The organism is Streptomyces sp. ME19-01-6, from assembly GCF_033793745.1.
GTDB lineage: Bacteria > Actinomycetota > Actinomycetes > Streptomycetales > Streptomycetaceae > Streptomyces.
Map to the genome: position 1 here is coordinate 407680 of NZ_JARAXF010000007.1, position 20393 is coordinate 428072.

General features: G+C 70.9%; 20 protein-coding genes and 1 pseudogene. 14 read left to right on the forward strand and 7 right to left on the reverse strand.

Annotated features, from left to right (window positions below; all coding sequences use genetic code 11):
- Positions 1-60 precede the first annotated feature (60 nt).
- Positions 61-1500 (forward strand): NADP-dependent phosphogluconate dehydrogenase, encoded by a 1440-nt coding sequence (gene gndA / locus PV419_RS20165; RefSeq protein ID WP_319690829.1) that lies wholly within the window; start codon positions 61-63, stop codon positions 1498-1500.
- Positions 1501-1615: 115 nt separating this feature from the next.
- Here gndA and PV419_RS20170 read toward each other — a convergent pair whose 3' ends face one another.
- The 4 genes from PV419_RS20170 to PV419_RS20185 form a co-directional block, all read right to left on the reverse strand.
- Positions 1616-3517, reverse strand: coding sequence for a BTAD domain-containing putative transcriptional regulator (locus tag PV419_RS20170; protein WP_319690830.1), 1902 nt, complete (start codon positions 3515-3517; stop codon positions 1616-1618).
- A 159-nt stretch (positions 3518-3676) separates the two neighbouring features.
- A complete protein-coding gene (locus tag PV419_RS20175) occupies positions 3677-4438 on the reverse strand; it encodes a DUF6065 family protein (RefSeq protein ID WP_319690831.1) in 762 nt (253 codons plus the stop codon).
- 703 nt (positions 4439-5141) lie between these two features.
- Positions 5142-5570: an MFS transporter gene (locus PV419_RS20180; protein WP_319690832.1), complete on the reverse strand. Its 429-nt coding sequence runs from the start codon at positions 5568-5570 to the stop codon at positions 5142-5144.
- 296 nt (positions 5571-5866) lie between these two features.
- Entirely contained in the window at positions 5867-6655 is a 789-nt protein-coding gene (locus tag PV419_RS20185; RefSeq protein ID WP_319690834.1) for a response regulator transcription factor, read from the reverse strand.
- 111 nt (positions 6656-6766) lie between these two features.
- On the opposite strand from PV419_RS20185, the gene PV419_RS20190 reads away from it, so the two are divergent.
- The 10 genes from PV419_RS20190 to abc-f all read left to right on the forward strand — a co-directional run bounded on the left by PV419_RS20190 (position 6767) and on the right by abc-f (position 16495).
- On the forward strand, positions 6767-7168 hold the full coding sequence (locus PV419_RS20190) for a hypothetical protein (RefSeq protein WP_319690836.1): 402 nt from the start codon (positions 6767-6769) through the stop codon (positions 7166-7168).
- Between the two features lie 23 nt (positions 7169-7191).
- Positions 7192-7893 (forward strand): AMP-binding protein, encoded by a 702-nt coding sequence (locus PV419_RS20195; protein ID WP_319690838.1) that lies wholly within the window; start codon positions 7192-7194, stop codon positions 7891-7893.
- Between the two features lie 5 nt (positions 7894-7898).
- Positions 7899-8522, forward strand: coding sequence for a hypothetical protein (locus PV419_RS20200; protein WP_319690840.1), 624 nt, complete (start codon positions 7899-7901; stop codon positions 8520-8522).
- Between the two features lie 32 nt (positions 8523-8554).
- Positions 8555-10156 carry an aldehyde dehydrogenase gene (locus PV419_RS20205; RefSeq protein ID WP_319690842.1) on the forward strand — a complete coding sequence of 534 codons (1602 nt, stop codon included), beginning with the start codon at positions 8555-8557 and terminating at the stop codon, positions 10154-10156.
- Positions 10157-10251: 95 nt separating this feature from the next.
- Positions 10252-11535, forward strand: a complete 1284-nt coding sequence (locus PV419_RS20210) for an aspartate aminotransferase family protein (RefSeq protein ID WP_319690844.1) — start codon at positions 10252-10254, stop codon at positions 11533-11535.
- A gap of 2 nt (positions 11536-11537) precedes the next feature.
- Positions 11538-12029 carry a type II toxin-antitoxin system RatA family toxin gene (locus PV419_RS20215; RefSeq protein ID WP_319690846.1) on the forward strand — a complete coding sequence of 164 codons (492 nt, stop codon included), beginning with the start codon at positions 11538-11540 and terminating at the stop codon, positions 12027-12029.
- A gap of 34 nt (positions 12030-12063) precedes the next feature.
- Positions 12064-13110, forward strand: coding sequence for a beta-ketoacyl-ACP synthase III (locus tag PV419_RS20220; protein ID WP_319690848.1), 1047 nt, complete (start codon positions 12064-12066; stop codon positions 13108-13110).
- A gap of 72 nt (positions 13111-13182) precedes the next feature.
- Positions 13183-13413 carry an acyl carrier protein gene (locus tag PV419_RS20225; protein WP_319690850.1) on the forward strand — a complete coding sequence of 77 codons (231 nt, stop codon included), beginning with the start codon at positions 13183-13185 and terminating at the stop codon, positions 13411-13413.
- The gene (locus PV419_RS20230; RefSeq protein ID WP_319690852.1) at positions 13413-14633 is read left to right on the forward strand and encodes a beta-ketoacyl-[acyl-carrier-protein] synthase family protein; all 1221 of its coding nucleotides are present in this window, start codon (positions 13413-13415) and stop codon (positions 14631-14633) included. The genes PV419_RS20225 and PV419_RS20230 overlap by 1 nt, the downstream gene beginning before the upstream one ends.
- A 224-nt stretch (positions 14634-14857) precedes the next feature.
- Positions 14858-16495, forward strand: coding sequence for a ribosomal protection-like ABC-F family protein (gene abc-f, locus PV419_RS20235; RefSeq protein WP_319690854.1), 1638 nt, complete (start codon positions 14858-14860; stop codon positions 16493-16495).
- An 11-nt stretch (positions 16496-16506) separates the two neighbouring features.
- Here the strand turns inward: abc-f and PV419_RS20240 are convergent, their stop codons facing one another.
- The gene (locus PV419_RS20240; RefSeq protein WP_319690856.1) at positions 16507-17292 is read right to left on the reverse strand and encodes an AraC family transcriptional regulator; all 786 of its coding nucleotides are present in this window, start codon (positions 17290-17292) and stop codon (positions 16507-16509) included.
- 84 nt (positions 17293-17376) lie between these two features.
- Between PV419_RS20240 and PV419_RS20245 the strand changes: the two are divergent.
- Positions 17377-17970: pseudogene (locus tag PV419_RS20245) on the forward strand (sugar-binding domain-containing protein); the annotation flags it as partial.
- 82 nt (positions 17971-18052) lie between these two features.
- Here PV419_RS20245 and PV419_RS20250 read toward each other — a convergent pair.
- Positions 18053-18703, reverse strand: a complete 651-nt coding sequence (locus tag PV419_RS20250) for a TetR/AcrR family transcriptional regulator (RefSeq protein WP_319690858.1) — start codon at positions 18701-18703, stop codon at positions 18053-18055.
- Between the two features lie 70 nt (positions 18704-18773).
- Between PV419_RS20250 and PV419_RS20255 the strand changes: the two genes are divergently transcribed.
- A complete protein-coding gene (locus PV419_RS20255) occupies positions 18774-19367 on the forward strand; it encodes a peroxiredoxin-like family protein (RefSeq protein ID WP_319690859.1) in 594 nt (197 codons plus the stop codon).
- Positions 19368-19436: 69 nt separating this feature from the next.
- Here the strand turns inward: PV419_RS20255 and PV419_RS20260 are convergent, their stop codons facing one another.
- The gene (locus tag PV419_RS20260) at positions 19437-19829 is read right to left on the reverse strand and encodes an AraC family transcriptional regulator (RefSeq protein WP_319690860.1); all 393 of its coding nucleotides are present in this window, start codon (positions 19827-19829) and stop codon (positions 19437-19439) included.
- Between the two features lie 139 nt (positions 19830-19968).
- Here PV419_RS20260 and PV419_RS20265 point away from each other — a divergent pair, with 139 nt between their 5' ends.
- Complete coding sequence (locus tag PV419_RS20265; RefSeq protein ID WP_319690862.1) at positions 19969-20379, forward strand: VOC family protein; 411 nt, start codon at positions 19969-19971, stop codon at positions 20377-20379.
- Positions 20380-20393 lie beyond the last annotated feature (14 nt).

A 20393-nucleotide genomic window follows, 5' to 3' on the forward strand; every position in this document is an offset into this window, starting at 1 on the left:
TATCTGCTGTCACGGGATCGCCCGCCCCCTGACCGCATGCCACAGTCAAGGAACTGCCCCATGAACACTTCCGCTTCCCTCGGCGTCACCGGCCTGGGAGTCATGGGCCGCAACCTGGCCCGCAACTTCGCCCGCCACGGCTACCCCGTGGCCGTCCACAACCGCACCGCGAACCGTACCCGCGCGCTCATCGAGGAGTTCGGCCACGAGGGCACCTTCGTCCCCGCCGAGACAGCGAAGGAGTTCGTGGCCGCACTGGAGCGCCCCCGCCGCCTGGTGATCATGGTGCAGGCGGGCGCGGCCACCGACGCCGTCATCGACGAGTTCGCCCCGCTGCTGGAACCCGGCGACGTGATCATCGACGGTGGCAACGCCCACTTCGCCGACACCCGCCGCCGCGAGGCCGCGCTGCGCGAGCGCGGCCTCCACTTCGTCGGCACCGGCATCTCCGGTGGCGAGGAGGGCGCCCTCAACGGCCCGTCCATCATGGTCGGCGGTTCGACGGAGTCGTACACCGTCCTCGGCCCGATGTTCGAGACCATCAGCGCGAAGATCGACGGTGAGCCGTGCGCCACCCACATCGGCACCGACGGCGCCGGACACTTCGTCAAAATGGTCCACAACGGCATCGAGTACGCCGATATGCAGCTCATCGCCGAGGCGTACGACCTGCTCCGCCAGGTCGCCGGATACACCCCCGCCGAGATCGCCGACATCTTGCGCACCTGGAACGAGGGCCGGCTCGGCTCCTACCTGATCGAGATCACCGCCGAGGTCCTCGCCCACACCGACGCCGACACCGGCACCCCCTTCGTCGACGTCGTCGCCGACGCCGCGGGCCAGAAGGGCACCGGCCGCTGGACCGTGCAGACCGCCCTGGACCTGGCCTCCCCGGTCACCGCCATCGCCCAGGCCACCTTCGCCCGCGCCGCCTCCGGCCAGGCCGAGCTGCGCGCCGCCTACCGCGGCCTGCCCGGCGGCACCACGCCCTCGCTCAGCCGCACCGAGGCCGCACGGTTCACCGCCCAGGTCGAACACGCCCTGTACGCCTCCAAGGTCATCGCCTACGACCAGGGCTGGAAGATGGTCCAGGACGCGGCCGCCGAGTACGGCTGGAAGATCGACCTCGGCGCGGTCGCGCGGATCTGGCGCGGCGGCTGCATCATCCGCGCCTCCTTCCTCGACCGTATCCGCGCCGCCTACGCCGCCGACCCGGACCTGGTCAGCCTGGTCGCCGAGAAGAGTTTCGCCGCGGAGATCGCCAACGCCCAGGTGCCCTGGCGCGAGATCGTCGCCTCCGCCGCCCGCCGCGGCATCCCCGTGCCCGCCTTCTCCACGGCCCTCGCCTACTACGACACTCTGCGCGCCGAGCGCCTGCCCGCCGCGCTCCTCCAGGGCCAGCGCGACTACTTCGGCGCCCACACCTACCAGCGCACCGACCGCCCCGGCACCTTCCACACCGAGTGGTCCCACCCCGACCGCCCGGAGACGAGCGGCTGAGCTCGCGCCAACCCGCCACTGGCGTACCCCGGGAGCGGCCCCGGACAGCGCCGTCCGGAGCCGCACCCGGCGCCCGCCGCAACCGCGATCAGCGGAGGGGCATCGTTCGCTGCGGCTACCGGAACTCCTCGATCTCGTACACCGCCTCGTTGCCTGGGCGACGAGGGGAGGGCACGGCCCGGCAGCCGGGTCCGGTCGGGATCAGCCCCGGGGCGGGGAACGGCCGAGCCGTCCGGTGAGCGGTGTGCGGAGGGTGGGCGAGCAGTCGGTGGAGGGCGGCCCGGCGGTCCTCGTCGGTGTCGTGGGCCACGGTGAGTTCCAGGGCGTAGGCGCGGAGCAGGTCGTGGCTGCGGTACCGGCCCGGTGCGTCCTCGGTCACCAGGTGGGCCCGGCTCAGCTCCGCGAGCAGCGCCCGGGCTCTCCGGACCGGTTCGCCCAACAGGCCCGCGGAGGTGACGTCCGGCCCCGGGTGGAGGCCGAGCAGGCGGAACAGCCGGGCAGCCGACGGGCTGAGGGAGCGGTACGAGCGGGCGAAGGCCGCGCGCAGGTCGGTCGCCGGGTCTCCGCTGTCCAACGCGTCCAGGCCCACGCAGGCGTCCCGCAACTCCTCGACCAGCGTGCTGAGCGGGAAGTGCGGACAGGTGGCGGCGCGGGCGGCCACGACCGCGAGGGCGAGCGGAAGCCGGGCGCACACCTCGCCGAGCTGGTCGGCCGCCTCCGGTTCGGCCGCCACCCGGGCCGCGCCGAGGCGGTGGGCCAGGAACTCGCGGGCCTCGGAGGCCGACAGCAGGTCGAGGGTGACGGGCCGGGCGCCCTCGGCGGCGACCAGACCGACCAGCAGAGTACGGCTGGTCACCACGACGAGGCAGCCGGGAACACCCGGCAGCAGCGGCCGCACCTGGTCGGCGTCCTGGGCGTCGTCCAGCACGATGAGCACCCGCCGGCCGGCCAGCACGCTGCGGTAGAGACCGAACCGGGCAGCCCGACCGGCCGGGATCCGCGGCCCGGGCACGCCGAACGCCTCCAGCACGGCGGCCGTCGCCTCCGCCGGGTCCAGCGCCGACGCGTCCGGCCCGCGCCGGCACAGAGGCAGGTAGAGCTGGCCGTCGGGGAAGCGGTCGCGGACCCGGTGGGCCCAGTGCACCGCGAGCGAGGTCTTACCCACCCCCGGGCCGCCGCCGATCGCGGCGACCACGGTGGTCGCGGTGGCTTCGAGCAGGCCGTCCAGGCACGCCAGCTGCTCGCTGCGGCCAACGAACAGCGGTACGTCCGGAGGGAGTTGCCGGGGAACGAGCACCTGTTCAACCAGCGGCCCGCGGCCGGCCGGGGAGACGGCGGGCAGAAGGGCCGGGACGCCGGTGTCCGCCGCGCACTCGGTGGTGTCGCGCAGCAGCCGCAGGTGGGTGTCGCGCAGCGACCGGCCCGGCTCGATGCCCACCTCGGACGCCGGCCGGGCGCGGGTGTCCGCGTACACCTGGAGAGCCTCCGGAGTACGGCCGCACCGGTGCAACGCCAGCATCAGCTGCACCTGGAGCCGCTCCCGGAACGGGTGACGGACGACCTCCTGTTGCAGCTCACCGACGGTGTGGATGTGCCGGCCGGCGGCGAGCCGGGCGTCGAAGAAGTCCTCCAGAGCGCTGAGCCGCCGCTCGTTGAGCCCGGGTCCCTCCAGCGCGCGGAGCGGTTCGGTCACCCCGCCCAGCGCCGGGCCGCGCCAGGTGTCCAGCACGGCGCGCAGCCGTTCGGCGGCAGGCTCGGGGCGGCCGGCTTCGAGTTCGTCCCGGGCCCGGGCCACGGCCTCGTCGAAGGCGTGCAGGTCGAGCTCGCCGGGCCCCACCACGATGGGATAGCCCGGCGCCTGTCGGAGTATGGTGCCGCGGCCCAGCAGTTTCCGCAGCTCCGAGACATGGACCTGGATCTGTCCGCGGACGCTGGGCGGCGGGTCGTTCCCCCACACCAGGTGGGACAGCTGCCTCTCGGACACCACGCGGTTGGCGTGCAGCAGCAGGGCCGCCATCACCCCCGTCGTTGGGGCCCGGCCGCGGGCACGGGCTCCTCCGGGCCGGTGGCCGTCACGGGGCCTAGCAGCTGGTTGCGCATCTGGCGTTCTCGTCTTCGATGCTCCGGCAGAAGATCCGCCGTCGGCACAGGCAGTCGGCACGGGCAGGGCCCAAGGCTACTGCGGCGACGCGGCCTTGGCGTCCGGCGTCTCGTCGCCGCGCCGACGGCGCGCCACCTCGCGTCGGTAGCCGCCCGGCCGGTCGTCGTGCCGGACCGCGAGGGCGTCGGCGATCATCTGCCGGGTCTCCGGCAGGCTGTCGGAGTCGGCCGGTATGAAGTCCAGTTGACGCAGCGTCCGGCTCTGATACGCCTCGGACGGCACCGGCTGCACGGCGGACAGCGGGGACCTGCGGGAGAGGCGGACCACCTCGTCGGTGCGGCGGAACCGCAGATTGCCCACGAGCGGTCCGTGCCACCAGCCGGACTCGAGCAGCCCGTCCTGCACCTCGTACGTCAGGCTGCCCGGCAGGTTCGGCACGCCCCGCACCAGCAGGCTCCACTCGGGCGGGGTGCGCGCGATCAGGCCCGTCCACACCTGGAGCAGTCCGGGTTCGGGCGCGGCGGAGAAGACGGGCAGGCCGAGCACGGGGTCGTCGTCGGGCGCCTCGCCGTCCCGCACGCGCAGCATGGTCTGGGCGGCCACCTCGGTCAGCGGCAGCCAGTCGGGGCAGCCCTCGGCGAGCCAGCGGAAGGAGGTCCCGTCCCACTTCACAAAGCAGTCCAGCGGCGGGTAGAGGTACCAGCCGTACCCCGAGGCGGCGCGGAAGGGTTCACAGTAGGAGACGGCGCGGAACGCGGCGGTGCCGAGCGCCGCGGGGTCGGCGACCGTCGGCGGCACGGCTCCGTCGAAGCAGGAGCGGAACGAGAAGAGCGTCATGAGCCGGGTGTTGCCTTCTTCCTCAAGAACGCCGTGTGGCGCCCAAGGCCGCCTCTGAAGGGTCAGCGCTGCGCGCCACGCACCGCGAACGAGCTCCGAAGACAGATCCACCTACGGTGGTGTGCCAGGGCTTGCCCGACCATGCTGGCGCACCTCACTTCGTGTCCGCTTCGAAAACGCTTTCTTTTTCCTCCGGCCCCCGGGGGCGCGGGCCCCGCGCGCCGCGCGGCCCCTGCCGGGCCCGGGACCAGGCTCCGGCCGCGGCCAGCGCACGCAGGGTTCCCAGGACTCCCGCGACCCCGATCGTCCCCGCCGGGCTGCCGGTGATGTCCGCCGCCAGGCCGTCGGCCGCGACCCCTGCCCCCCTGCGCGAAGATCAGTCCGGATCTGGCCAGGCCCAGGGCCTGGCCCCGCCGTTCGTCGGGGGTCAGCAGGTAGCAGGCCAGCCGCAGGGTCGCACCGACCGCCAGCGGGCCGAGCAGGCGCTGCCGTCGTCCGTCCGTCACCCGGGCCCCGCCCAGCAGCGCCGCGCCGAGCACAAGCCCGGCCGGGTGCACGGCCAGCAGGAGACCCGCCCCCGCCGGGCCGGCCCCGGCCGCGGCGGCGAACGGCGCGGCCAGGCCTTCCGGCAGCACGATGAACCCGGCCAGCCAGCCCAGCGCCCGCAGCCGGCGGTCCGACCAGATGAGGCCGGCCGCGCCCGTCACCCGTGCCCCCAGCCGGGACCGGCCGTGCGGCCGCCGGCCGCCGCGCGGTCGCGCACCCCGGTGCGGATCAGCGCGGCGGATAACAGGAAGGTGGCCGCGTTCGCCGCCAGGGCCGGACGCGGGCCCAACCAGGCGACGAGCAGACCGCCGGCGGCGAACCCGAGCACCTGGCCGATCTGTTGGGTGATGAACATGAGCCGCTGGCCGCGTGCGTACGCGCCCTCGCCCAGCACCGCGGGCAGCAGGGCGCCCTGCGCCGCCGCGAACGGCGCCTCGGCGAGCTGCGCGAGGACCACCAGGGCGGCCAGCGGCGGCAGCGGCATCCCGGGCAGCGCCATCAGGCCGACCAGGGCGGTGCGGACCATGTCGCATCCGACCATGACCGTGCGACGCGGGAACCGGTCGGCGAGGCCGGCGAGCGCCACGCCCGACACCAGCGCGGGCAGGGTGGTGAGGCGTAGGCGAGCGCGGTCCAGGCCGGGGAGCCCGTGCGGTCGAAGACCAGCAGCGAAAGCGCCACTTTGGCCAGTTGGTCGCCGAGAACGGACTGGGCGTAGGCCAGCCAGAGCGCCCTGAATTCACGACCGGAAAGGAGACTGCCGCCCTGTGATGAATCCCTACGGGATATCCGTTCCGACATCGGGCGACCCTACCAACGGGCGGTCAGGCCGACGACCCGGACTTGGACGGCCGGATGAGGGCCGTCCAGGTCGTGCGGCGGCTATGCGCTGTTGGCATTCGGCATCGGGCCCGAGACCCGCTGCCGCGGTATCACCAGGCCGAACTCATAGCTCAACGCGACGGCTTGCGCCCTGCTGCTGATTTCCAGCTTCCCCATGGCGCGGTTGAGATGGGTCTTCACTGTCGCTTCGCTGATGTGAAGAATCTTGGCGACGGTCGAGTTTCCGTACCCCTTGGCGACAAGCTTGAGCACCTCGGCCTCGCGCATGGTGAGTGTAGCCAGCCTCGAACCGTCGTATTCGAGTGGCGTGGTGCGATGGGTGCAGATGTCGATCAGACGGGACATCACGCCGGGCGAGAAGACCATATTGCCGCGGGCGGCGGCCGTGACGGCCGCGGTCATCTGCTCCGGCGGGATGTTCTTCAGGAGAATGCCACGGGCACCCACATGGAGGGCCGAGTATATGTCATTGTCGTCGACCGTCGAGGTGACGAGGAGCGCAGCCGGCGGGTCCTCGGGGTCCGCTTCCAAGATGCGCTGGATGGTCTCCGCCCCGCCGAGATCCGGGAAATCGGTGTCGATGATGACGATATCCGGTTTGGCGCTCTCGGCCAACGCACAAGCACTTTCGCTGTCCGCGGCCTGAGCTACCACCCGCAGCCCCGGCACCGCGTTCAACAGCGCGGAAAGCCCCAGTCTCGTCCAGGGATGCGCATCCGCGATGAGTAATGTGGCCTCCACATCGGCCGCCACATCACTGTTTCCCCCGCTGATCAAATGTCCCTCCTCCGGGCCGTACCAGCCGACCAGTAGCAGAAACCCTTGCATGAGCCGGTGACACACGCAAGGAAAAACTGACCGCGCAGGTCTCGATTACGCGTAAGTCGGCGGAATCCAGGCTATCCAGGTCAACGGGTGAACAGGTGATGAAGGACGCGGATGGGATTCTTGCCGTATCCGCGGGAAGCGGCCGGGCGCGAGCGCACCGGCGGCCTGCGACCGGCGACGAGTGCGGCGACGACAGGCCAGGCAGCGGCGCAGGGCCGCATCGACACCGACCCGGCCGCCGCCCACCGCGGTGCCGCCTACCGGTCACCGTATCGCTTTCCACTCCGCGCGGTAGCCCGGCTCACCGTCCTGGAGTACAGGGGAACCGAATACGGTCGGGGGTGGATGGTAGGCATCCGCAGAGAGTGCAGTTACGGCTACACCGGCCGCTGTATGTTCGCGATTGGCCACGTTGATACGTTCATCCGCACGCCACTGGAAATGCCCAGTGACTTATCGGGTAACCGTTCCCTTGCCGGGGAGAACACACAGGTGGAGGTTTCCGTTACGTGAGCTTGTCTCGTGTCATTAGTAGAATGTTGTCTAATACCCGAGGGTTCACGTTTGTCTCAGGAGAGTCGGCCGAATTTCTCAGCTTTGCTGATCTCAAAGAGGCTGCCGAGAACATCGGAAGAAGGATCGCTGCCGCCGGCTTCACGCCGGGGGACCGCGCCATTCTCATGCTCTCGGACCAGCGTGAGTTCATCACCGCCTTCATGGGAATGGTCCGGGCCGGGGTGACCCCGGTCCCGGTCTTCCCACCCGCCCTGCCGACCCGGACCGAGGCCTACCGGGAACGCCTGACCGCCCTTCACGCGTCGTGTCTGCCGCGCCGGGTCATCGCCGATGAGCGGCTCTTCGACCTGTGCGCGGAGTGCGTCGGCGAGCGGCCGTTGCTCTATGCCCAGCTGTCCGCGGGTGAAGCGACCGGGCGCCTCGTGGAGCCGTCGGGCAACTCCCCCCTCTTCTTGCCGTACACCCCCGAGATCTCCACCTTGCCCACTCCGCCGTACGAATTCTCGCGGCGCTTTGCCCCCGCGGCTTTCCCGGAGCCGGCGGTCACACCGTCGTACGGCCTCGCCCCTCATCGGGCGAAGGAGTCACCCGATGACGATCTGCCGAAGAGCGGGAACGCGCAGGACGCCCCCATCGGGATCGCCGCCGACTGGCTGACCGGCGTCTGGCAACAGTGCGCGGTCAGGTCTCCTGCTGTTTCGCGAACTCCAGACGGAAAGTGATGAAAGTGATCGAAGTGAAGATGTCCTCCGATGTGGAGGCGATTGTTGACACTCTTACCGCGGCCTTCATCGAGGACGACCCGGTCGTCAACTGGCTGATACCGCACGGGACTCCGGAGCGGGAGCGCTATCTGCGCGGTTTCCTGCGCGCCTGGGTGAAATTCATGCTGAACCACGAGGGGACCGCCATCGTCACGGCGGACCACAGTGGCGTCATCGTATGGGAGCCCTCGCCCTCGGGGAGGACGGTCCCCATAACGGCGGAGGACGAGGAAGCGTTCCTCGCCGACATCGCCGCGTCCACCGGCCCCGCGGAAAAGCGCTGCCTCCAACTCATCGAAGCGCTCGACACGAATTATCCGACCGACCTTCCGCGGCATGGACACGTCGCGCTCGCCGCCGTCCGTCCGGAAGCGCGGGGGACGGATGCCCGGACCGCCCTCACGGACGAGCTGGTGCGACTCGCCGTCACCCTTGATCTCGGGGGCTACTGCGAGGCTTCGTCCGAGCGGAACGCCCTGCTGTGGGAGCGGCTCGGTATGCAACGCGTCGGTGAAGCGATCCAACTGCCCGAATCCGACGTCAGCTTGATTCCCATGTTCATTCCGCCGCCCGGGGTCCAGGGTTGAGCATGCCGGCGGGGTCGACTCGGAGGGGCCGGATGATGCGTGAAAACCCATTGCCCAGTTACAAACTCTATATCGCGGGCAAGGACGTCGAGGGCGACGGCTGGGTTTACACCGTCAGCGCACAGTCGCTGCTCGAAGACGTCTTCACGAGCGTCAGCCTGAAAAGGGATCTGGAGCGGAATCCGGAATCCACGGCCGCGGACCATCCCTACGTGGTGGGACGCTGCGCCATCGCGTCCGATGCCGCGATCGATCTGGCCACGGAGGCCGCGGCGTCGGCCGCACCGGGCTGGGCGGCGATTCCGCTGGAGCGCCGGATGCGGCTGGGCACGCTGTTCCGCGAGGCACTCGATCGCCGCCGGGACGAGTTCCTGGACATGCTGGTCGCCGAGGGACACCCGGTGAGCCTGGCCCGCTGGGAACTCAGCTGCCTGTTCCAGGTCTACAGCGAGGAAAGCCTGGACTGGTACCGGCAGCGCATGCACACCGAGTTCGAGCACGCCGGGCGGCGGCTGATCGTGCGCCGCCAGCCCGACGGCGTGGTCGCCTTCAACCCGCCGCAGAACGCCCCCGCGCCCAGCGCCGCCCTCGCGGTGCTGGCCCTGATGGCGGGCAACTCCGTCGTCGTACGGGCGCCCCGCTCCATCGCCCTGTCCACCATGTGGGTGCTGCGCGACGTCGTCGCGCCGCTGCTCGACGAGGTGGGGGCGCCGCCCGGAGTGCTCAACGCCGTCTGCTCCAACCCGAAGCAGACGCTCGACCGGTGGATCGACAGCCCGCTCATCAACGACATCTTCTACATCGGCGGCAGCGAGGAGGGCCTGCGCTTCCAGGAGCGGTGCGTCGCACACGGCAAGAAGCCGATCCTGGAGCTGGCCGGCAACGACACCATCGTCGTGTGGAAGGACGCGAACCTCAAGCGCGCCGCAGAGGCGATCTGTGAGTCGTTCTACGGGTCCGGGCAGATCTGCATGGTGCCCAACCGCGTCCTGGTGCACCCCGCCCTCGCCGACGAGCTGATCGCCCAGGTCAAGGAGCAGGTCAAGACCGTACGCCCGGGCTATCCCGAGGACGAGGGCGTGCTGCTGTCCCCGGTCCGCCGCAGCGAGCGTTTCTTCGGGCTGCTCCAGCAGGCGCTGGAGGCCGGCGCGGAGCTGGTCACCGGTGGCAGGCGCACCGAGCTGGACGGCACCCCTTCGGACACCGGAGTCTTCCTCCAGCCCACCGTGGTGCGGGTGAACGGGCTGCCCGGCGCGCGCCGCTTCGACGTCGTACGTCAGGAGACGTTCTTCCCGCTGCTGCCGATCGTCGTCCCCGAGCCGTCCGGCGACGACGAACTCCTGGCCGGCTTCATCGAGTTCGTCAACAGCAACGAGTACGGGCTGCGCAACTCGCTGTGGGCCGAGTCCGACGACGTCATCGACGCGTTTGTGCAGCGCGTCGTCAACGGCGGCCTCCTGAAGATCAACGACTCGCACATCGGGTTCCTGCCCTATCTGCCCAGCCATGGCGGCACCGGCCTGACCGGCGGCGTCTTCGGCGAGGCCAACTACCCGATGCTCAAGACCTCGCACCTTCAGGGCGTGTCCATCGCCCGTGACGCCAGCCCGCGTGAGGCGGTCTTCGGATCCTGACGGCCCGCCGACCGCCGACACAAGCCAAAGCAAATCGCCGCCCCATCGCTCGCACTGCTCTGACTCACCACTGCGCATTCCGGAGGACGTTACCCGTGACCGTGATCCAGGGACCCCGGGTCGACACCGAGGAGGAGATCCTCAGCCTGTACCGCGCCCACCTCAGCAAGGGGCGGGCGACTCTCGCCGAGCTGTTCGGCAGCCATATGGAGGTGGAGTCCTCCGGGGCCTGGCTGACCACCAGCGACGGCGAGCGGTTCCTGAACGCCGGCGGCTACGGCGTCTTCATCATGGGCGCCCGGCACCCCATCGTCATGGAGGAGGTGGAGCGCCAGCTGCGCACCCACCCCACCGCCACCCGCATCCTGCTGGAGCCCACCGTCGCCCGTGCGGCCGAGGCGCTGGTCTCCGTCATGCCCGAGGGCCTGGACCGGGTGCACTTCGCGCTCTCCGGCGCCGAGGCCGTCGAGACCGGCCTCAAGCTGGCCCGCGCGGGCGGCCACAGGCGCACCGTCTCCATGCGCGGCGGCTACCACGGCAAGACGCTCGGCGCGCTGTCGACCACCGCCAAGGAGGTCTACCAGGCGCCGTTCCGCCCGCTGCTCCCGGACGTCCAGCACCTGCCGTTCGGCGACGCGGAGGCGCTGGAGGCGGAACTGCGGGCCCACCCCGGCGAGGTGTGCGTCATCCTCGAACCCGTCCAGGGCGAGGGCGGCGTGATCATTCCGCCCAAGGGCTACCTCAAGCGCGTCGAGGAACTCGTCCGCGCGTACGACGGCTTCCTGGTCCTCGACGAGGTGCAGACCGGTTTCGGCCGGCTCGGCGAGTGGTGGGGTGCCGACACCGAGGGCGTGGTCCCCGATGTCCTGCTCACCGGCAAGGCCCTCGGTGGCGGCGTGCTGCCCGTCTCCGCGGCCGTCGCCACCCGCCAGGCGTTCCGCCCGTTCGACAAGGACCCCTATGTCCACACCGCCACCTTCTCCGGACAGCCGCTGCTGATGGCCGCCGTTCAGGGCGCCATCCGGGCGGTCAAGGAGGAGCGGCTGGTGTCCAGGTCCATGGACCTCGGGGCGATGCTGCTGTCGCGCGTCTCCGACATCGCCCACCGCAACATCCCCGGCCAGCTCGTGGACGTGCGCGGCCAGGGCCTGCTCATCGGCGTCGAGCTGGTCGAGGCGGGGCTGGCCGGTGAGCTGCTGATCGAGCTGTTCAACCACGGAGTCGTCGCCAACCACTCGATGATCGGCAGTTCGGTGGTGCGCTTCACGCCGCCCGCCACCCTCACCGACAGCGATGTGAACTTCTTCCTCGAATCCTTCGACAAGGCCACCCGCGACCTGATCAGCGGCTCGGCCACCATGCCGGAAGGCGGTAACTGAACGTGCGGCACGTGGAACTGGACGCCGTGGTGCGCTCCGAGAAGGCCGGATACGTCTTCGAGAACATCGTCAAGTGGGAGAAGTATCCGCAACTCGCCCCGCATGTGCAGGCCACCACCGTGCACGGCGCGTTCCCCGCGGAGGCGGGCAGCTCGAGCTGGGAACTGCACTTCCGCAGCGGGCTGCTGCGCTGGACCGAGGAGGAGCGGTTCTTCCCCGAGCGCGGCGAGATCCACTTCGAACAGACCGACGGCGACTTCGACAGCTTCGCCGGCCAGTGGCACATCACACAGAGCGGCGACGACGTGGTCGTCCGCTTCGACGCCGACTTCGACTTCGGCATCCCGAGCCTCGAGGGGATTCTCGACCCCATCGCCGAGCGGGTCATCAAGGAGACGGTCGCGTGGGCGGTCACCGGGTCGTTCGCCCGTACGGAGATACGCGGCGACGTCCCTGTGGGCACCCCCGAGGCCGCGGTCACCGGCAGCGCGTAGCTCACGTCCGGACGCGTAAGGAGAACGCGCAGCTATGAACGGTTCGTTGGAGGGTGTCGCCGTGACCGGCAACGCGCCCGCGTCCGTGATCGCGGGTATCGGGGCGTACGTCCCCCCGAACCCGGTGTCCAACCACGACCTCACCGTCCGCCTGGACACCTCCGACGAGTGGATCCGCACCCGCACCGGCATCTCCTCCCGGCACATGGTGCTGCCCGGACAGGCCACCTCGGATCTCGCGGTCGAGGCCGGCCGGCGGGCGCTGGAGTCGGCAGGGCCGGAGCATGCGGAACAGGTCGACGCCGTGGTGCTGGCCACCGCCACGCCCGACCGGGTGTGTCCCGCGACCGCGCCCGAGGTCGCCTGGAGGCTGGGGCTCGGCGCGGTCGCGGCCTTCGACGTCTCGGCCGTGTGCACCGGGTTCCTGTACGGGCTGGCCACCGCGACCGGGCTGATCGCGGCGGGCACGGCCGGTCGCGTCCTGCTCATAGCCGCGGACGCGTTCACCACCCTCATCGACCCGCAGGACCGCGCCACTGCGGTGATCTTCGCCGACGGGGCGGGGGCTGTGGTGCTGCGGGCCGGTGAGCCGGACGAGCCCGGTGCGGTCGGCCGTGTCGTGCTCGGCAGCGACGGCTCGCTCAGCGGACTGCTCCAGGTGCCGGGCGGCGGATCCCGGCAGCGCAGCCGGGCCGAGCCTGTCAAACCCGGCGACGAGTTCCTGCGGATGGCCGGGCGGGACACCTACCGGCACGCGGTGCGATGGATGACGGAGGCGTCCCGACAGGCGGTGAAAAACGCCGGCTGGGGCCTCGCGGACATCGACCGGCTCGCCGCCCACCAGGCCAACGCACGCATCCTCGCGACGGTCGCGGACGATCTCGGCATCCCCGAGGAGCGGCGGCTGTCCAACATCGCGCACAAGGGCAACACCGTCGCCGCCTCGATCCCGCTGCTGCTCGCCGACGCCACCGCCGACGGCAGCCTCGCGGCCGGCCACCGGGTGCTGCTCACCGCCTTCGGCGCCGGGCTGGCCTGGGGCGCCGCGACCGTCATCTGGCCGGACGTCAAGCCTGGCTGACGCCCCTGAGCACGGCCCACACCGCCTGTCCCCCCTGTCCCGCACTGTGCACTCTTCGGAAGGAACGCAGCCATGTTCGACACCCTCAAGGAAATCCTGGTCAACAAGCTCAAGGTGGCGCCGGAACAGGTCGTCCCGGAGGCCACCAGGGAGGACGTCGAGCTCGACTCGCTGGCCGTCGTCGAGCTCTCCCTCGTACTGGACAAGGAGTTCTCCATCGTCATCAGCGACGACGAGCTGCTGGAGGTGCCCACCATCGGCGACATGGCGCGCCTCATGGAAGAGCGGAGCGCGAAGGTCTGATGGGCCGCCACGATGTCGCCGTCACCGGACTCGGCCTGGTCACCCCGGGGGGAATCGGGGTCGGGCCGAGCTGGGAGGCGGCCCTGGACGGGCGGCCCACCGCCGCCCATGACCCGGAGCTCGCGGGCCACCCGGTGCGGATCTCCTGCCGTGTCCCGGACTTCGACCCCGATCGGCTGCTCGGTGGCCGCCGGGCCCACCGGCTGGACCGCTTCGTGCAGTTCGCCCTGGTCGCCGCCCGGGAGGCGGTCGCGGACGCCGGACTCGACCCGACCACCTGGGACGGCGGCCGGGTCGGTGTGGTTCTCGGTTGCGCCGACGGCGGCCCCGGCACCGTGGAGGCACAGCACCGGGTGCTGATCGAGGAGAACCCCGCCTGGGTGTCCCCGCTGCTGCTGCCGATGCAACTGCCCAACATGCTCGCCGGGCAGACCGCCATCGAATTCAAGGCCACCGGCCCCAACCTGGTCGTGGCCACCGCCTGCGCCTCCGGCGCGAGCGCCATCGGCACCGCCCGCGACCTGCTCGCTCTCGACCGCTGTGACATCGTCATCACGGGCGGCAGCGAGGCGATGATCACCCCTCTGGTCATGGCCGGATTCGCCAAGATGGGCGCCCTGTCCAAACGCCAGGACGACCCGGCCACCGCTTCCCGGCCCTTCGACGCCGACCGCGACGGCTTCGTCGCGGGAGAGGGCGCGGGTGTGCTCGTCCTCGAACGCGTCGCCGACGCCACGGCCCGTGGCGCACGCGTCCGGGCCAGAATCGCCGGCTACGGCGCGACCGCCGACGCCCACCACGTCACCTCGCCGCACCCGGACGGCATCGGCATCGAGGCGGCGCTGCACGCGGCACTCTCGGACGCCGGCGCCCGCCCGGAGGACGTCCAGCACGTCAACGCGCACGGCACCTCCACCCCGCTGAACGACCTGGCCGAAGGCCGCATGCTGCACCGCGCGCTCACCGCGGACCCGCTGGTGACCTCCACCAAGGGCGTCACCGGCCATCTGCTGGGCGCGGCCGGTGCGGTGGAAGCGGCATTCAGCGTGCTCGCCGTCGAACACCAATGTGTGCCGCCCACCGCCAATCTGTACACGCCCGACCCCCGCCTCGACATCAAAATCCCCACGACCCCGGCCACCACCCGCATCGACCTCGCACTCTCCAACTCCTTCGGCTTCGGGGGCCAGAACGCGGTCCTGGCGATTGCGCGGGCGTAGCCGAGGCGGAAAGGGGCTGCTAGGGTAGCCGGGCCATTCATCGTGCAGCAGGGAGACCAGACATGGCGGGTGACGACGACATCTCCGGGTGATACCCGGATGTGATCGGCCACCGGCGGGCGCCAGGGAGCGCCGCCGTCGTGGCCATTCCGTCGTTCCCTTGACCCATGCCTCCAGCGGGACAGCAGCCTCGGCGCGCCCGCGTGACACCCAAGGTCTCTCGCATGTCCGACACCTTCATCGTCTGCTCGAACCTGTCCTTCTCCTGGTCCGACGACACCACCGTGTTCGAAGACCTGTCCTTCACCCTGGGCAGCGGCCGTACGGGCCTGGTCGCGCCCAACGGAGCCGGTAAGAGCACGCTGCTCAAGCTGGTCGCCGGCGAACTGCGCCCCCGCGGCGGAAGCACATCCGTCAGCGGGACGCTCGGCTACCTCCCGCAGAACCTGCCCTTGACCGGTGACCTGACGGTGGCCGAGGTCCTGGACATCGCCACGGTGATCAGGGCGCTGGACGCCGTCGAGTCCGGAGACGTGAGCGAGGAACACTTCGCCACCATCGGCGACGACTGGGACGTCGAGGAGCGGACCCGGGCCCAGCTGGACCGGCTCGGCCTGGCCGACATCCCCCTCGACCGCAGCCTGCACACCCTCAGCGGCGGCCAGATCGTCACCCTCGGTCTGGCGGCCCAGCTGCTGAAGCGGCCCGACGTCCTGCTGCTCGACGAACCGACCAACAACCTCGACCTCGAAGCGCGCCACAAGCTCTACGACGTACTGGAGGGCTGGACCGGCTGTCTGCTGCTGGTCAGTCACGACCGGGCTCTACTCGACCGCATGGACCGCATCGCCGAGCTCGACCGCGGCGAACTGCGCCTCCACGGCGGCAACTTCACCGCCTATGAGCAGGCCGTGCAGGCCGAGCAGGAAACCGCCGAAAAGAACATCCGCAACGCCGAGCAGGAGCTGAAGCGGGAGAAGCGGGAGCTGCAGCAGGCCCGCGAGCGGGCCGAGCGCCGCGCGAGCAACGCCGCCCGCAACCTGAAGAACGCGGGCCTGCCGAAGATCTTCGCCGGCACCATGAAACGGGGCGCGCAGGAGTCCGCGGGCAGGGCCGGCCAGACACACGCCGCCCGGGTCGGCGAGGCCAAGGCCCGACTCGACGAGGCGGGCCGAGCCCTGCGGGACGAGCAGAGGATCGTACTGGACCTGCCGGAGACCGTTGTCCCCGCCGGGCGCACCGTCTTCCTCGGTGAGCGGATGCAGGTCGGCTACGGCGAGCGGCCCCTGTTCGCCCACGGCGGTGTCGACCTGGCCATCCGTGGCCCCGAACGCATCGCGCTCACCGGGTCCAACGGGGCGGGCAAGTCCACGCTGCTGCGCCTGATCAGCGGCGACCTCCCGGCGGTCACCGGAGAGGTCAGGCGAGCCGACGGGCGGGTGGCCCACCTCTCGCAGCGGCTGGACCTGCTGGACCTCGACCGCACGGTGGCCGAGAACTTCGCCGCGTTCGCGCCCGGCACGGCCGAGGCCGAGCGGATGAACCTGCTCGCGCGCTTCCTCTTCCGGGGCGCCCGGGCCCACCTCCCCGCCGGGGTGCTGTCCGGCGGCGAACGGCTGCGCGCCACCCTGGCCTGCGTCCTGTGCGCCGAACCGGCCCCGCAGCTGCTCCTGCTGGACGAGCCGACCAACAATCTCGATCTCGTCAGCGTCGGCCAGCTGGAGAGCGCGCTCGGCGCCTACCGGGGCGCGTTCGTGGTCGTCAGCCACGACGAGCGCTTCCTCACCGAGATCAAGGTGGACCGGTGGCTGCGGCTGGACGGGGGACGGCTGCTGGAAACGGGGGCTCCCGGTGACAGGTGAGGCCCGGAGCCTCACCCGCTCGCGGCCTCCCGCACCGCGCGCGGCGACGCCCCCAGCTCCTTGCGGCACGCCTTGTTGAACGCCTGGAGGTCCGGGATCCCGACGGTCGCCGCGACCGCCGGGATCGCCAGGGTCGAGGCCTCCAGCAGGTGCCGGGCCCGTTCCAGGCGGCGCCGCCTGATGTAGCCGACGACCGTGTCCCCGGTGCCCTCGCGGAACAGCCGGGTCAGATGGGTGTGCGAGACACCGGCGGCACGGGCGATCTCCGGGACGCTCAGGGGGCCGGCCAGGCGCTCCTCGATATGGGCCAGGGCGGTCCGCAGCGCGGGGTGTCGGGATCTTGAGCGGTTCTCGGCGGTGTCGGCCAGGCCGGTCGTGCGCCACAGCACCGTCCACAGCTCCGCCGACGCCCGTGCCGGGGACTGGGCGGTGGCCGCGACCGTCTGCCGCAGCAGCCCGCTCAGCGCCGCCGCGTCCGCGCCGGCGTCCTGCATCACCGGCACCGTCCGCCGCTCCCCGCCGCCGGGCAGCCGGAAGTGCGCGTACAAGTGCTCGCAGCGCCGCGCGCCGTAGTGGAAGCGCACCTCCGCCTCCGGCGGTACGAGGCTCACGTATCCGGGGCGGATCGGATGCGTCGACCCGCCCAGCGTCAGTGTGCCCGAGTAGCCGTACAGATGGAGCTGCCACAGGTGAGGAAGCCGGAACACCTCGTGGGGGCCGGTCGAGCCGTGCACCCCCACGCCCGCGTTCACCGCGTGCGGCGGTAGGTCGAGGGCCAGTTCCACACACTGGGTCATGGTGAGATTTTACCAGTCGTTGCTGATTGCGGCCCACGATTGCCACGTCGATGCTTCCTATGGTTGTCGCATGTCTACCACACGACACCTTCTGACGCCGGACAGCCGGCGACGTTCGGCGAGCGGATCCGGGTGCCGTTCGCGCCGGAGTCCGCGCTCTCCGGCGTCCAGCGCAAGATCACCCAGAACGACAAGCTCTGGTACAAGCGCACCTTCACCGTGCCGTCCGGCTGGAGCGGCCGCCGCGTCCAGCTCAACTTCGGCGCGTCCTACTGGGGAACCACCGTCTGGGCGAACGGCAAGCGGGCCGGTGCCGTCCACCACGGCGGATACGACGCCTTCTCGTACGACATCACGCCCCTGCTGAACGGCGGCAGCAACACCCTCGTCGTCTCCGCGTACGACCCGACGGAGACCGGCGGTCAGGCCCTCGGCAAGCAGCGGATCCAGGACGTCACCCCGCACGCCGGCAAGAGCATCGTCTACACCGCCTCGTCGGGGATCTGGCAGACCGTCTGGCTGGAACCCACCGCCATCGCACACATCACCCGCCTGGACATGGTCCCGCGCCTCGAGGACAACACCCTGCGCGTCACGGTGCGCGGGGCCGGAGCGGACGGCGCACGTGTCAAGGTCACCGTCCCCAGCGGCGGCACGACGGTCGACGACGATCTGGGAGAACGTCGTCTGCCCGGACGGCCGCCGCTCGAACGCCAGGGCTTCCTGCGCGCGCCATCTCCGGCGAGCGCGATTTCGATGCTCATGCCGGTGTATCGGGCGGACAGCAGGGACCACCGGCCGGGCCCAGGCCCCGTATCAGCACGCGGAGTCCGCCGAGGAACTCCTGGTCGGCGCTGAGGCTCCGGGCCTGCCGCGCGGTGTCGGCCATGTGCGGGAACTCGCTCGGCGACAGCGCCGAGATGGCGACCGTACCCTCGCCGGACAAGGGCCCGAGGTGTTCCAACTGGAGCGCCCCGTTCACATAGGCGACCAGGCTGCGCAGCGCGATGACCCGTTGTTCGCCGTGGAAGCCCGCCTCGATGAGGATGGCGAGCACCGTCTCCGACCAGCGGAGCACACCCGGGGATCGGTGCCGGTGAGCGACCGTCAGCGGCACGACCGCGGGATGCGCGCCCACGGCGTCGCGCAGGCGCCGCGCCATGGCTTCGACGCGTTCACCCCATGGCGCGTCCGAAGGTGGCGGTCCGGTGTCGACGGCGCCGAGTACGGACTCCACGACGAGCCGTTCGAGCTCCTCGCGGTCGTCCACATACCGGTAGAGCCCCATTGTGCTCATGCCGAGTTCCTTGGCGACCCCACGCATCGACAGCCCGGCGAGCCCGTCGCGGTCGATGACGGCGAGGGCGGCGGAGACCAGTTGCTCGTGTGTGAGTGAACGGGGACGTGGCATAGCGCTTGACAGCGTACGACATACGCCTACGCTCGTAAGCGTGCACCGTACGCCTACGAAGGGATGTCAGATGTTCACGCGCCGCAGGCCGTTGGGACCCGACTCGGTCGTCAGCCCCCGCGATCTCACCCCCGTCTCCGGCCCACCGATCGCCGTCCCCGCCGCTGACCGGCTGGTCCACCTGCAGTTCCGGCGCTTCGCCGGCTGTCCGGTCTGCAATCTGCATCTGCGGTCCGTGGTGCGGCGGCACGAGGAGATCGAGGCGGCCGGCATCCACGAGGTCGTGATCTTCCACTCCCCCGCCGAAGAGCTACGGGAGCACACGGCCGACCTGCCATTCGCCGTCGTCGCCGATCCCGCCAAGCAGCTGTACGCCGAGTTCGGCGTGGAGTCGGCCCCCCGAGCCCTGTTGAGCCCCCGCGCCTGGGGGCCGATCGTCCGGGCGATCCTGCGCAGCACATGGGCGGTACTCCGCGGGCGGGAGCGCACCCCCGCGCGCAGCCAGCCCGGCGGCCGGCTCGGCCTGCCCGCCGACTTCCTGATCGCGAGCGACGGCCGCGTCGTCGCCGCCAAGTACGGCGAGCACGTCTACGACCAGTGGTCGGTCGACGAACTGCTGGAGCTGGCGGGCCGCGCTCCCCGCCCGAACCTCACGACGCGATGAGCAGGCCCGGCCGGCCCACCGCGCTCGCCGACGACGCCCGGACCTGCCGCGCCGTCTCCCCGGGCCGCGTCAGGCGCTCGGCCGCATCCACGTCATCGTGAAGCAGGTCGGCACGTCGATGGCCGCCGCTTCCTTGCGGTATGCCCTCGGCGACCGGCCGACGATGTCGCGGAACGTACGGCTGAAGGTTCCCGGGCTGCCGAAGCCGACGTCGAAGCAGATCTCCGTCACACTGCGGTCGCTCTCCCGCAGCAGGAACATCGCGCGCTCGACGCGGCGGCGCTGCAGGTAGCGGTGCGGGGTCTCGCCGAACGTGGCCCGGAAGGTGCGCGCGAAGTGCGCCTGTGACACATGGGCGATCCGGGCCAGCGCCGGGACGTCCAGCGGCTGCGCATAGGCGCGGTCCATGGCATCCCGCGCCCGCAGCATGCGGCGGTTGATCTCCTCTGTGGCACGGCTCACGGCGCCATCACACCACAGTTCCGATCTCCTCCGCCCCTTCCGGCGACCTGGCGCAGGTCGAATCGGGTGGCCGTCGCCATCCGTCACCTGAGCAGTTTTGGATAAGTTTTCGTCCGGCTCGCCCAGTAGCGTGATGCACATGTTCACCGCCATCACACACTCAACGATCTACGTCCTCGACCAGGACGAGGCCCTCGACTTCTACGTCGGCAAGCTCGGCCTGGAGGTCAGCGCCGACGTCGACCTGGGCTTCATGCGCTGGCTGACCGTGAGCGTCCCCGGGCACCCGGAGCGCCAGATCCTGCTGGAGAAGCCGGGCCCTCCGGCGATGTCCGAGGAGACGGCGCAGCAGGTCCGCGAACTGGTGACCAAGGGCGCGACGGCCGGCTCGCTCATCTTCAGCACGGACGACTGCCGCAAGACATATGAGACGCTGCTGGGCCGGGGCGTCGAATTCACCGAGGAACCCACCGATCGCCCGTACGGAATCGACTGCGGCCTCCGCGACCCCTTCGGCAACAACATCCGCTTCACCCAGCCGAAGGCCTGAGAGCACTCGGCCTC